The organism is Thiomonas sp., from assembly GCF_054608695.1.
The window spans coordinates 1-12,576 of sequence record NZ_JBTRXV010000032.1 but is presented as its reverse complement, the minus strand read 5'-3'; the positions used below and the strand labels follow the sequence as shown (position 1 = coordinate 12,576).

The 12,576-nt window shown below is 63.2% G+C and carries 14 protein-coding genes and 2 pseudogenes; 1 reads left to right on the top strand and 15 read right to left on the bottom strand.

Features of this window, described 5'->3' with window-relative positions; translation table 11 throughout:
• Positions 1-34: 34 nt before the first annotated feature.
• The 6 genes from ACYCUK_RS11875 to ACYCUK_RS11850 all read right to left on the bottom strand — a co-directional run bounded on the left by ACYCUK_RS11875 (position 35) and on the right by ACYCUK_RS11850 (position 5,797).
• A complete protein-coding gene (locus ACYCUK_RS11875; RefSeq protein ID WP_461594969.1) occupies positions 35-739 on the bottom strand; it encodes a HugZ family pyridoxamine 5'-phosphate oxidase in 705 nt (234 codons plus the stop codon).
• 326 nt (positions 740-1,065) lie between these two features.
• A complete protein-coding gene (locus tag ACYCUK_RS11870) occupies positions 1,066-1,653 on the bottom strand; it encodes a CBS domain-containing protein (protein WP_461594968.1) in 588 nt (195 codons plus the stop codon).
• A 248-nt stretch (positions 1,654-1,901) separates the two neighbouring features.
• Positions 1,902-2,177 (bottom strand): hypothetical protein, encoded by a 276-nt coding sequence (locus ACYCUK_RS11865; protein WP_461594967.1) that lies wholly within the window; start codon positions 2,175-2,177, stop codon positions 1,902-1,904.
• Positions 2,171-2,377, bottom strand: coding sequence for a DUF3563 family protein (locus ACYCUK_RS11860; protein WP_461594966.1), 207 nt, complete (start codon positions 2,375-2,377; stop codon positions 2,171-2,173). The genes ACYCUK_RS11865 and ACYCUK_RS11860 overlap by 7 nt, the downstream gene beginning before the upstream one ends.
• A 245-nt stretch (positions 2,378-2,622) precedes the next feature.
• Positions 2,623-5,124, bottom strand: coding sequence for a molybdopterin guanine dinucleotide-containing S/N-oxide reductase (locus ACYCUK_RS11855; RefSeq protein ID WP_461594965.1), 2,502 nt, complete (start codon positions 5,122-5,124; stop codon positions 2,623-2,625).
• Between the two features lie 7 nt (positions 5,125-5,131).
• The gene (locus tag ACYCUK_RS11850; protein WP_461594964.1) at positions 5,132-5,797 is read right to left on the bottom strand and encodes a hypothetical protein; all 666 of its coding nucleotides are present in this window, start codon (positions 5,795-5,797) and stop codon (positions 5,132-5,134) included.
• Between the two features lie 156 nt (positions 5,798-5,953).
• On the opposite strand from ACYCUK_RS11850, the gene ACYCUK_RS11845 reads away from it, so the two are divergent.
• On the top strand, positions 5,954-6,298 hold the full coding sequence (locus tag ACYCUK_RS11845) for a hypothetical protein (RefSeq protein ID WP_461594963.1): 345 nt from the start codon (positions 5,954-5,956) through the stop codon (positions 6,296-6,298).
• Between the two features lie 267 nt (positions 6,299-6,565).
• On the opposite strand, the gene ACYCUK_RS11840 is transcribed toward ACYCUK_RS11845, so the two are convergent.
• From ACYCUK_RS11840 to ACYCUK_RS11800, 9 genes and pseudogenes are all read right to left on the bottom strand, one after another.
• Positions 6,566-6,715 (bottom strand): hypothetical protein, encoded by a 150-nt coding sequence (locus tag ACYCUK_RS11840; RefSeq protein ID WP_461594962.1) that lies wholly within the window; start codon positions 6,713-6,715, stop codon positions 6,566-6,568.
• Entirely contained in the window at positions 6,708-6,887 is a 180-nt protein-coding gene (locus ACYCUK_RS11835; protein WP_461594961.1) for a hypothetical protein, read from the bottom strand. Before ACYCUK_RS11835 ends, ACYCUK_RS11840 begins: the two co-directional genes overlap by 8 nt.
• A gap of 28 nt (positions 6,888-6,915) precedes the next feature.
• The gene (locus ACYCUK_RS11830; RefSeq protein WP_461594960.1) at positions 6,916-7,344 is read right to left on the bottom strand and encodes a tyrosine-type recombinase/integrase; all 429 of its coding nucleotides are present in this window, start codon (positions 7,342-7,344) and stop codon (positions 6,916-6,918) included.
• Between the two features lie 279 nt (positions 7,345-7,623).
• Positions 7,624-7,749: pseudogene (locus ACYCUK_RS11825) on the bottom strand (integrase); the annotation flags it as partial.
• 61 nt (positions 7,750-7,810) lie between these two features.
• Positions 7,811-8,053, bottom strand: a pseudogene (locus tag ACYCUK_RS11820) (DUF2924 domain-containing protein); the annotation flags it as partial.
• 40 nt (positions 8,054-8,093) lie between these two features.
• Positions 8,094-8,306, bottom strand: a complete 213-nt coding sequence (locus tag ACYCUK_RS11815; protein WP_461594959.1) for a hypothetical protein — start codon at positions 8,304-8,306, stop codon at positions 8,094-8,096.
• A 127-nt stretch (positions 8,307-8,433) separates the two neighbouring features.
• The gene (locus ACYCUK_RS11810) at positions 8,434-9,111 is read right to left on the bottom strand and encodes a histidine phosphatase family protein (protein ID WP_461594958.1); all 678 of its coding nucleotides are present in this window, start codon (positions 9,109-9,111) and stop codon (positions 8,434-8,436) included.
• Between the two features lie 37 nt (positions 9,112-9,148).
• Positions 9,149-11,599 (bottom strand): YbcC family protein, encoded by a 2,451-nt coding sequence (locus tag ACYCUK_RS11805; protein WP_461594957.1) that lies wholly within the window; start codon positions 11,597-11,599, stop codon positions 9,149-9,151.
• Positions 11,600-12,576, bottom strand: a 977-nt coding sequence (locus tag ACYCUK_RS11800; protein WP_461594956.1) for a proton-conducting transporter transmembrane domain-containing protein, incomplete at its 5' end; no start/stop codon positions are given.

The window sequence follows — 12,576 nt, the reverse complement described above, 5'->3', positions numbered from 1 at the left end:
CTTGTTGAGGCGCTTGCTCGGGCGCCGCTTGGCGTCAGGCCTGTTCGCGGCACTGCTGCGCCAGCGCCACCAGCGCCTCGCGCACCTCGCCCGCGTTGTGCACCGGCGCGGCGAAATCGATGCGCAGCAGCCGGCCGTCGGCACGGACGTCCATGCCATCGGTGTCCACCCCGACCATGCTCACCTCCTGCGCCTGCACACCGTGGAGATGGGCGCAGTAGGCGCGCAGATTGTCGGCGTGGTCGGCATGCATGTGCTGGATGATGCCGGGCTCGGACTCGGCCAGGCTGTTGGCCGGAGGGGCGAAATCGGCCGGAGCGATCCAGTGGATCTTGCCGAAGCCGCCGATGAAGCGCACCGCTTCCACCTCGATGCGGTAGAAGAAAAAATCGTGCATGCCGAAGTAGCCCTCGGCCTCGGGCAGGTAGCGCAGATAGCGCGGGCCCAGCGCATCCTTGTCCGCCAGGCGGCTCGCACGGCCGACGAGGGTGACGCGCCCCGCCGCCTGCGCATCGTCCGCGCAGGGGTGGGCGATGATGCTGGCGCGCGGGTCGGCGTCCAGGTTCTTGGTGTGCTCGGCCAGGGTTGAAATCAAAATCACCGGCCGGCCCTGGTGGTCGAGCATGAACGGCGCGATCGAGCCGAAGGGCATGCCGCCGAGGCGTTTCGACAAGGTGGACAGCACGCCGTTGGGATGGGCGCGGACGAATTGGCGGGCTTCGAGGCCGAGATCGGTCATGGCAGTGACTTGGCAAAGTGGGCAAAGTGCAGGGGAAATGAGGCAAGTGGGGCACGACGTGCTTGTTGGCCATCGGCGGGCCAGCGGTGGCCCGCCAGACGCCGAACCTGGCGCAAAGTACCCGAAGGTATTGGCTATTGTGCCGCTGCGGACAGCCGGCGAATGCATGCGCAAGCGAATGTCGTCCTGGGGCGGTCGCCCGAGCGGATGTACAGCCGAAATCCAACATCCCGTCCGGCAGCGCAGGCGGCTGACCAGCGGCCCGGGCGTGCGCCTCGGCGCATTCGGACTTGGCGCCAGCGGGGGCCGGCACCAAGGCGATGGGTTCAGCTCGCGGCCAGCAAGTGCTCGACCTCGGCGAAGCTCTGCGGGCGCTCGGTCGCCTCGATCGGAGAGCCGAGCTGACGGCCAATTTGCGTGGTCGAAAAAATGCCGCGGATGGTCGGCACATGGCCGCGCTCGAGCACCAGAGCATGCTGGCGGCCACTGGCGCGCAGGGTCATCACCACATCGCCAACGCTGGAATGCTGCACCTCGTTGTAGTCGAGCACCTGAATCTGCTCGCGCGGCACCATCACCCGTTCCACCAGCACCGCATCACGCGGCGTGCCATCGCTCACCGCGACGCGGATGGGTTTTTCGCCGAGCAGGTCGCGCGCGGTGATGATCCCCAGCACATCATCGTTCGCATCCACCACCAGCAACAGCCGCACGCGGGCGTGGATCATGCGTTGTTGCGCCAAGTCCACGGTGGCGTCCGGGCTGATGGTGACTGCGCTGACGCGCCGCAGATCGGTCATCACCGCCGTGGCCGGGGCGTCCATGTCGACATGGGCAGGGCGGCCGAGATCGACTTCACTGAAACGTGTCTGTGCCGGCAAGATGCTGGCATGCAGGCTGCGATATATCGTCATGCTTTCCTCCTGGATTGCTGTGCCGCACCATCGCTGCCAGGAAATCCGGCAAACGACAGTTTCCACGCGAACCAATGTAGACCCAGGCCGCGGGCCCTGCTGTTTCGACGTGTCCCCAGTCGCAAGCAAATATTGCAGCGCAGCATGGTTCCCGCCGTGGCCTCCAGGACTTCGAGATCCTCCATTAGACGCTGTCCATGCCCCAGTGAACGCTGCGTGGATCGAAGGCGTCGCGCCCTTGGTGGTCTTCAGGGCTTGCGCGCCGAAGGGACCAGTATCAGTTGCTCAAGGGCGGCCAACTCGCGCTCGAATCGACTCGCGGCCAGCAGGGACCGCTGAACCATGTCAGCGCGCACCGCATCGGCGCACGGCGAAGGCAAGGCGTCGAAGGGTTCTTGCTCGAGTCGAGCTGCGGTCTCGACAAGCACCTCGGCATCCTCTCCCGGAGGGGCGACGGGACTGGCGGTGCCCGCCGAATCTGCCATGCGCGGTGTTGTGCTCGCCCGCAGGGCGGGTGCTACCACCGCGGGCTCCAGTGGTTGACGAGTGCACCAAGGGGACCGATGTTCGCTGAGAAAGCGCCACCTTGACGGTGTTCGATCTCACTCATGCGACGCTCCAGGTCGTAAATGTCGGTGGCTTGCTCGAGATAGGCTTCATCGCCGTTGCGCGAGCCGTGACTGGCGGAAAACATGGCCTTGAGTTGGCCCAAGAGTTTGTTCATGATGCGTCTCCCTTGTGGGGAGCCAAGGCAACCCTCGATTAGGGTTAACCCTAGTTTAATGCCTCTTGCCGAGGTTTGCAGTTCATGCGTTTGTCAGGCACGGTGTGCGAGCGCGCTTGCCGCGCAGGACCTCGCAGCGGCGAATGCGGGCCGACTGCACCGCTCGATGCCGGCTCCGGACGCTCATTCAACGCTGCAGGCCGCATGGTGTGGACTGCGAGCGAATCAATCAGCGTGTCCTCAGGTCAACTCGTTATGACAGTTCGTTCCGGCGGCGGCGTGAATGCGGTAATCGGCGGGAGTGCGCCCGAGTACTTTTCCACTTGAACCAACGACGTTTTCGCGATGGACCCTTGCGAAAGCCGTGACGCCGGCTCGTCAAGCGTAAGCACATTGACGTTCCCGTGCTTGTCCAGGCTGCCGACGCTTCCGGGACGTTCTGGGTCGTACCAGGCGCCTTCCGCGATACGTACCACACCATGGCGCACTCGATCCGTCACGACCGCACCCGCCAGAACCTGCCCGCGATCGTTGTAGACGCGGACGACATCGCCATTTGCGATCTTTCTTGCTTGAGCGTCGCGGGAGTTGATCCACACCGGCTCGCGCTCATTGACCTCATACCATGCACGAATCCACGTGTTGTCGAGCTGCGAGTGAAGCCGATTTCTTGGGTGCGGCGAGTCGAGATGAAGCGGGTATTTAGCCGCTTTGGGGCTGCCGAGCCACTCGGCCGGTTCAAGCCAGGCGGGATGCGGCGGGCAGTCGTCGTAGCGATAAGACGCAATCTGCTGCGAGTAAATTTCAATTTTGCCGGACGGGGTGCCGAGGGGATTGGAATCCGGATCCTTGCGAAAGTCTCCATACATGACGTGGTCCGCAGGGCCTTCCGGAAACTCGACATAGCCTTTTTCCCAGAACGACTTGAAATCCGGCATCTCAAACCCCTGAGCGTGTGAGCTCTTCGCCGCGGTTTCATAAAAATGCTGTAGCCAGTCCATCTCGCTACGACCCTCGGTAAAGGTCTGTTTGAAGCCAAGACGCTCGGCCAGGGCAGTGAAAATGTCGTAGTCAGAGCGCGCCTCAAAGAGGGGATCGATCGCACGGTGCATGGCGACAATGAAACGATCGGGGGCTTGAGCCCGTGCAAGGTCGTTGCGCTCCAGCTCGGTGACTGCTGGCAACACGATGTCGGCGAACTTCGCCGTAGGCGTCCAAAAGATTTCGTTGACGATGATGGTCTCAGGCCGCTGCCATGCCTTGACAAGTTTGTTCGTATCCTGCTGATGGGTGAATGGATTCCCACCGGACCAATACACAAGCCTGATGTCGGGATACGTCAGCTTTTTGCCATTGAACTCGATCGACTTGCCGGGGTTGAGAATCGCATCGCTGATCCGCGCTGTAGGGATAATGAGGTTGAGGGGGTTCTTGCCGGCGGGGATACCAGTCACACCAACAGCCCCGCCAGGATCGCCGTAGTTGCTGTAATACCCATAGCCGAAACCGAAGCCCCCTCCGGGAAGCCCGATCTGCCCCAGCATCGCGGCCAGCGTGATGAGCGTCCAGTAGACCTGCTCGCCGTGACTAGCACGCTGGAGTGCCGCCCCCGCGATGATCATCGTCCGCTTTGCCGCCATCTTGCGCGCTAACGTTGTGATCTCTTCTGCATCGACTTCGGCGATTTTCGATGCCCACTGTGCGTCTTTGGGCTGGCCATCGGCCTTGCCAAGCAAGTAATCGAGAAACTTGTCGAAGCCGATGGTGTACTTGCTGATGAAGTCCTTGTCGTAGAGCCCCTCTGTGTAAAGCGTATGGGCAGCGCCGAGCATCAAGGCAATATCGGTGTTCGGGCGCGGCCGAATCAACTGCGGCTTCAGGTATTCATCATCCTCTTCCGCGACTGGATTGATCGAGATGACCTCTACCCGAGCCTCCTTGAGCTTACGGATCCATGTGACAGTCGCGTGATCACCACCTCCGCCGCGAAGGATCTGAGCATTCTTCAGCGGCGTCGATCCAAACACGACCATTAATTGCGTGTTCTTGATAATGTTCGGCCAAGTTGTCAGTGGGCCGCTGATCGGCTGCGCGCTGCCGACAACATAGGGAAGGATCTTCTTTGCTGCCGCCCAGCTATAGCCTCCGTTCTCACCGACGTAGCCCCCGAACTGTCCGAGAAACCGATGAAGAAGCGTCGACGCGTCATGCAACTTCCCCGCGCTTCGCCAGCCGTTCGAGCCGCCGAAGATCGCCTGCGCCCCATGGCTTGCCTTGACCCGGGTGAGTTCTTGAGCGACGAGTTCGAGTGCATGGTCCCATGACACGCGCACGAATGGCTCACGACCACGCGAGGTCCGACCGCTGCGAAAACCATGCTTCAGATAGCTCTCGCGAACCATCGGATAGTTCACGCGGTTCGCCGCGTACACGCGATCGGGCATAGCTTGAATCATCGGACTAGGGTAAGCGTCCTTTGCGAAGGGCAGGACCCCGACGAAGCGCCCGCCTTCAAGCTGCGCGAGAAAGCTTCCCCAGTGCGAGGAACTCATGACCGTGGATGCGTCGTAAATCGGCCCGGCAAGCGTTTGCGCTCCAGCCGACATGAATGGGCTGGCGGCAATCGCCCCAATAAGCGCTTGTGCTTCAGCCAACACCAAGGGCCTGGCGGCCACTGCTGCAGCAATGGCCGCGCTAGTTTTTACAAAAGTGCGCCGGCTGACCTTTTTCACACCGTTCTTTTCCATAGCGATCTCATTGGCTCTTTGCGTTGGTCTGAAGGAATTTCAGGATGAGTGCGTCCTCGTCTTTCGTGAGAGATGCATTCTTTGCCATGACTCGAAGCACCCCGGGCCACTGATTGGCCGTGAATTGATCTGGCGTGTGCAGCGCGTGACACGCGCTGCACCTTGTGTTGTACAGGCCCTGCGCAGCATCCCACACTTTCGCCACATCTGACACGGTGGCATCTTGTTGGATCCAGGCCTTTACCGTTACATCCTGCCAAAACGTCCCGTACTCGTCCTTGACAACTTTCGAGACCGCGGGGGTCAGTTGAGCGGGGTCTGCAATGTGGACCAAGAGCATTCGCTGGCCTTCAGCCGAAAAAACGTTTGTCGGTGCATTCGTCGTCGACCAGCCGGAGATTTCGACCTCGCTCATTGCTCCGACGGACTTCAGGACTTTGACGGGGGTTCCCGGTGTCACGGTACCGACAATGGGCCCAGCCGGACTGGCAAGCAGTGCCGCTACCTTCATCCCAATGAACGTATCGCTGGCTAGAGCGGAATCCGCCAGTGCCGGGAGACTCTGCGAAAGGAACAGCGCTATGAGCGCTACGGAGACTAAGAATCTCAAAAATTCCTTAACAAGAGTCATTGTTCTTATAAAAATGATTGATATCAAATTGCAATTAATCATCGCTCCTTCCTCTTCTCCTATATGTTGTGATGCAGTATTCCGCATGCAGCGCATCAGAGTAAACCCTTGGTTGACCTGGTCTTGATCTACCTCAAGGGGAGCTGCACAGCCGATGTAAGCGAAAGTTTCGGCTGCGAGATATTGGACCCATTGGGGATGTGGCCAACCATCACCCGTTACTGGGCCTACTTTCGCAACACCCTGGGCGTGGCCATCCTGCTGGCCCCGTTTGCCCTGGCCGCCTGGGTCTTCAAGCTGGGCATGCAAGGCGGCGGCAGCATGGCTTGGTGGACAGGACTGCTCGGTGCGCTGGCCGTGTTGCTGTTTTTCGGCAAGATGGCCAGGATGTGGGTCGACTGGCGCATCCTGCTGCCTGAGTTGTGGCGCATGGCGGCGCCGATCGCGGGCGATCTCGCACGCCTGGTGCGCCGCAAGCTGGGCGCGGCATCGTTTCGGGTGCGCACCGACTGGCGCGACCTGCGGCGCTGGGCGCGGCGATAAGCGACCAGAGGCGAGACAAGACGGGTATCCGGATTGGGCTGGGTTCAGCCACAAAGAAATCCGGTTTGAACCGGACGACGCCGAATTGATGCATCCGTCGGAAGTCCGAGCAGTCGTGAGAGCCTGCTGTGTGGACTTATGGCGAACCGGGTGTTTGGCTGAACTCGACCCCTATGCGCAGGCCGCAACTATGTGCCGGTGGTCCGGCACGGATGTCGCCTGCCCCTATGGCGGCCTGCGGTCGAGGCCGGGGAAGTCTGCACATAGTTACGGCGTCTGCAGCAACCGCATCAGCGCGTCGCGGTAACAGGCCACGGTGCGCGGGCTGACCGCGCGTTGCGCGACCAGGTACTCGGTGAAGAACTGCCGCACCAGCGAGGCGAACGACGGTGGCTTCGGTGCGGTGGCCTTACGCATGTTCCACCTCCGCGTGCGACATGAACGACTCGAACCGCCCTGCGGCCAGCGCCATCAACTCCGGCACCGCCGAGAGGGACCAGTCGGTGTTGGTCACCATCGCATGCCCGACGTAGGTCCACAGCGACAGCATCGCCTGGTCGATATCGACGCCCTGGGCCTGCCATTGCACGATGCGCCGAACGACAATGGGGTGTGCCTCAGGTCATGGATGCGCCGGGCGTGATGGGCGCCCCCCGGTTGCGCCAGCCCAATTGCCGGCGCAACTCAACGAAGACGCGATGCGCCTGCCCATCGCCCAGCGGCAGGCCTCGCCGTCGACCTCGGGTGCCGATGAAGAAGGCAGCGTCCTCCACATCGGGCTCGCCCGCCAGGTCGCGCATCCAGCGATACCGACGCAGGGCGTCCACGGTGCTCGGGTGCATCGGCACTTGACGCGACTTGCCGAACTTGGTCTGGTGGATGCTCAGCATTCCGGCCTTGAGATCGACGTCCATGTTGCGCAGTGACAGCGCCTCGCCGACCCGCAGGCCCGAGCCGTCGCGCCGCAGCCAACAGATCGACGACCTCCCGCTCGCCGTAGATGTGCGGTGCCAGCCGCTCGGGCGGCCGTCCGAAGATCGCGTCATCAGGAACCTCGGTGTGCGGCTCGAACTGCTGCAGCCAGCGCATGAAGGTGCGCAGCCTCTTCAGCCGCCGCGCCCAGGTGTGCGGATCATTGCCGCAATGGCTGTCGCGTCGCGCCCAGTCGGCCATGGCTTCCACCGTCAGCGGTCCGCGATGGCCCACGGACTGAACATGACGCGCGCAGCGGCTCAAGGTGCAGGCATCTTGGCGACGGGAGAACCCCAGACGGCGGCGCTCGGCCAGGTAGAGATCGACGCGCGATTGGACAGAGGCCGGCGCGCTCATGCTGCGCTCCCCGGCCACGGCAGTATCACCTCGGCAAGCTTGCGGCTGTCGAGCTTGGCGTCGATCATCGTGGTGTTCAGCGAGCGGTGACGCAGCACGTCGGCCACCTCCTTCAGCGACGAACAGGCTCGGGTACGCCCGGCCCTCGAACGCATCCTGGTTGTCGGCGGTGACCACCACCCGATGCTCGACGCCGCGGTACTCGCGCAGGAGGACGGTGCCTGTTGCCGGACGGTCATCGCGCGGGCGTCCGGTGTCGATCAGCGCCTGGGTGCGCCGGTGATTGCACTCCAAGAGACTGGGGTCGCTCTTGCGGAATTCGACCTCCTGCAGCCGGTACGCCAAGCGGCGCTCGAGGAATTGCCGGTTGTGCGTCGGTGCCTCGCGGTCAAACAGATCGCGCCACAGGCGCTTGACCTCGGCCATGGGCAAATCGGGCAGGACGGCGTGGTAAACGGTTGCGTGTTCATCGGGATTCCGCGTTGTTGACAGGGTCTGTATGAACGCGCTGGCGGCCAGAGAAGACAAGGTCAAACGCTTTCTCTGCGGCCAGGTTTGCGGACTGCGCAACACTGCGGCTGCGCAGGCGCACCAGTCCGTTGGCCATCTGTGCGGCGATCTCTCGCCGCCGCTGCTCCGGGGCCATCCGGTCAGAGGGAATCTGGTTGATTTGAGGCATCGGTATCGGTCCTGTCCGTCAATCTCGCTTGATACGAAATTTTCCGGGGGAACCGTCGCCGGGGCCAGGAGAGAGTTGTCGGCGGTTGCGGGGTGGTGCGGATGGCCTCGATTTTCAGAATGTTCTGTCATTTCCCTAGCATCGGGTGCCACCACTTGGACAGCCGCTCGGACAAGACGCGGGCGGGAAAATCTTCATAGTGCGAAACGTCGTTGAACAAGCGCAGGCGCGGGCGCACCTCGTTCATGAAGTCCAGGATGGTGAGCGCAGCCGGGCTCTGGTCGAGTCGCTCGCGATAGCCCCGCATATCGAAGCCGAGCAGGCTGCTGACGAGCAGGCGATTGGTTCCCTTGTGGGAAACCACGATGACGGTGCGGTGCCGATGCCGTTCGACGATCTTCCTCATCAAAGGCAGGGCACGGTTGACCACGTTGATTCCAGACTCACCGTCTTGCGGCGCAATGGTCAAAGGGTCTTCCTCCCACATGGCATATTCCTCGGCATGGCGCTCGGTGACTTCGGCGCGGGTCAGGCCTTCCCAGCGGCCGTAGTCGATCTCCCGCAGATCGTCTTCGACCTGAGCCTCGATCCCATGCGGCCCGGCAAGGATGCGCGCCGTTTCGAGCGTTCGACCCATCGGGCTGGCGTACACCGCCGCAACGTCCGCGCCTGACAAGCGGATGCCAAGGCGCGCGGCTTGTGCGCGCCCCTCGTCGGAAAGCGGGATGTCGCTCGAGCCCGCAAAGCGGTCTTCGGCGGTGAGCCGGGTTGCCCCGTGGCGCACGAGCAGGATTCTGGTTGGCATGATGTGAAGCGCTCCTCGAAGAGTTTGAACGAGAGTTTCAGCGGATTGCACACGCAGGCTGGGAAAAGCCCGGTGGGACGCAGGGTTCCAGGCCGTCGGCGTCGAGCCGCCACAGCCAGAGCCAGCGGTTTTCGACAAGTTGACGCACTTGCTCATGCGCGGCAATCACACGGTCGATCATCGCTTGCGGCGCATCGATCACGATGTGCAGACGAATCGGATCGTGCATCCAGCGCACGCCGTCATGCACCGATTGCAGCGGCAGCCCGATGCGCAAATCGCCGCCATTGCCCTCGAACACGCCGATTCGGCCGCCGACGACGTTGTGGAGAATCTTGTTGCCGCTGCCGCAGTGATGCGGGTCGACGGTCGAGGCGAGGTACTGAAGGTTGATCCAGTGGGCGACGAGCATCGGCGCCGTCATCAGCGTCTCGAGTGCGCTGCCGTCGGTGTCGCTCTGCCAGTCGTAATCATGCAAAAAAACCCGCCCACTCAGATCAATGCCCCGCGTTCGATCACGCGGCGCGATGATGAAGGCGGCATTGTTCGCCAAACCCCATTCGGGTCGGGTTTGCGCCCAGTCCGACGCGCGTTCGCGCAGAGCCTGCAGGAGGCCCGCGGGCTCTTGCGCCTCATCGACCAGGCCCAGCGCAGGCGCCCGCTCGCTGCGGGTGGCCGCGCTTGCTGCATCGAGCCAGGTGCGCACCCGTTCCACATGTGCTCGCGCCTTCGCGGGAAGACCTTGCACATCGAACAGGGGTATTTCATCGGTCGTCGTGTTGTGCAGTGCCGCGACGAACACGGTGCCGGCTGGAACGTGGATGCCATGGTCGGCCAAGCCTGCGTGAACTTCGGGCTGGCACAGCAGATGCACGAGTGTGCGTGCATTGACCTCGCCGCTGTTTCCGCCGCAGGCGCCGCAATCCAGCGCGGCTGCGTGAGGATTGTTGGCGCTTTGGCCGGCGTGGCCGACGATCAACACCACCGGCGCGAAATCACGCGTCAGGCCCATGCCGCGCAGCACGCGGGCAGCCAGTTCGACTCGGGCGTTGACATCAATCCCGGTGATCCCGTATTGCAGTTTGCAGGCAAGCGCGAGCGGCAAGCCTTCGTTTTCAACGGGCAGCGCCGCTTGTGTCCGGCCCACCAAACCGCGAAACAAGCCGAACGCGGACAGCGCGCCGATGGCTTCGACCGTGCCGAAGGCCGCACCGGGCAGCCGCAGCAGGCGCGAAGCACGCGCCTGGCGCATCAAGCGCTTGCGGCGTAGCGCGGCAAGCGCCGCGTCCTCCGACGGGCTACCCAGCGTTTGCGTGGCGAGCAAGGAAGGGGCGAGTAAGCCGGGAAGCTGCGGGCGAGCCGCATCGCTGCCCAAGGGCGTGAACGCCATGGGCAAACCGAAGAATCCCGCATAGCCGATTGTCTGAATGCGGTCGCTGCAGGCCTCCAGCGCGCGGCGGATGACTTCGGAGCGCACGTCGATGCAAAACACGGCCTGCAGTTCGATCGCGCTGGAGCGCGGCTGCGGAGCGCCCGCCAGTCTGGCGGCCAGGTCGCGTGCATAGTCGATTTCCATCGCGCGTTGCCAGACCCAGTCCACCACGCGTTCGCGCCGGGCTCGGGCGATGCGCGCCGTCGCGTGTGCCCATTCGCTGACCCAGGCGGCGTGGCCGCTCGCAGCGCCGCGCGTTTGATCGTCGAGCAGGCATTCCCACGCCAGACGAATCGCCAGGAGATGCGCGATGTGTTCGTCGTCGTCGCCATGCAGACGGGCCTGCCAGCGCAGATACGCGCACCACGAGGCCCAGCCGAGCACCCTCAGAAGTAAAGCTTCGAGGTAATCGACCCAATGCTGGCGAGGCAGGCCAAGACGTTCGAGCGCCCAAGGCACGAGTTCACGAGGCTGCGCCGGAAGCTCGTGGGTCCCGCGCGCAAATCGATTGGCGCCAAGGCTTCGCCGGATGTTCCCATCATTCCGTAGCGCGGCCAGCCAGGACGCATACATGGGTTCGTCAGCGTCGGCTCGCCAGTCGGCTTGGTCGGTGTCGAAATGGCTGGCGCAGAACTGGCTGATCTGGTGTGTAGCCAGATCGGACCACGATGGTCCGTGGATGTTTCCCGGTAAGGCTTCGACCTCGCACAATGTCGGCAACTGCGGGATTTCAGGTTCGTGCGCGAGTGCGGCAACCAGAGCGGCTTGGTCCATCCTGCAGTCGAACTCGTCCGCTGCCTGCCGCAAGGCCTGAGCGGTGATGCGACCAGCGCGCCATTGCCGGGCAAAATCCTCGCGCGGCAGGGTCAGGCGCATACCGGCCAAGGCTTCGATGCGCGCTGCCGCGTGCTCCATTGGCAAGTCGACACGACCCCAATGCGGATTGACGGCGATGAACTGGTCGAGTGGCCAACTCGGCGCAATGCGCGCAAGCCGCATCGATGCAAAACTGCAGATCGGCATCGGTTGCCGTCGGCTGAACGTGAGGAACGGCATTCATATGCGCTCTCCGAAAGGTTGGGCGATCGTCCGCGCCGCGGGCACGGTACGCGTTGGTTGCGGCAGATTGGCAGGCCACAAGCGCCAGGCCAGGCGGGTGGCCCAATCGTCGAGGCCGAAGCCGGCATACGCTTTGGTGCCGATCGCTTGCAACCAGCGTGGCCGTGCGCCGTGGGCCAGGACCGCCTGGGTCGCATACAACACAGCCAGTGCCGTGACGGGTGCGACTTGCAACGCCAGGCTTCGCGTTGCGCCATCGCGCAAGCCAGCATGGATCAACGCGAGATGGCACAGCAGCAGGGCGGCAAACAGCCCCGCGAGGTCCAGCGCCGACCGCGGCAGCTCGCGCCAGTCCCCCGGCTGTGTGACCCACAGCGCGGGTGCGAAAGCCAAGGCAAGGACCACGAGCCACGCTGCGGGCAAAGGTGCGGCACCCAGCCATTGCGCCGCCTGCTCGTTGGCAAGCCGGGCAAGCCCCCAGCAGGTCAACGCGGAGCCAATCGGTGAAACCCAGCGCCATGGCGATACGCGGGCCGGAGTTGACAGCACCATGCGTGCCACAAGGGTTTCTTGCACCATGGACCCGGCGCGCAAAAAGGCGTATGCCTTGTACAGGGAATGGCCGACGATGTGTGCCAGGGCGAGCGTGTAGAGCCCAAGCCCGCATTCCACCAGCATGAAGCCCATTTGTGCACAGGTCGACCAGGCCAGCCTGACCTTGATGCTGACCCGCGTGAGCATGGAAAGCCCGGCAAGCAGTGCCGTTGCACTGCCCAAGCCGACGAGCAGCCATTGCGCCATGGGCACGGCATCCAGCAGGAACCCCAGGCGGATGAGCACGAAACCACCCAGATTGACGACCCCGGCGTGCAGGAGTGCCGAGACCGGCGTGGGAGCTTCCATGACTTGAATCAGCCAGCCATGTGCAGGTATCTGCGCTGTTTTCAGCGCCACACCGAGCACGAGCAAGACTG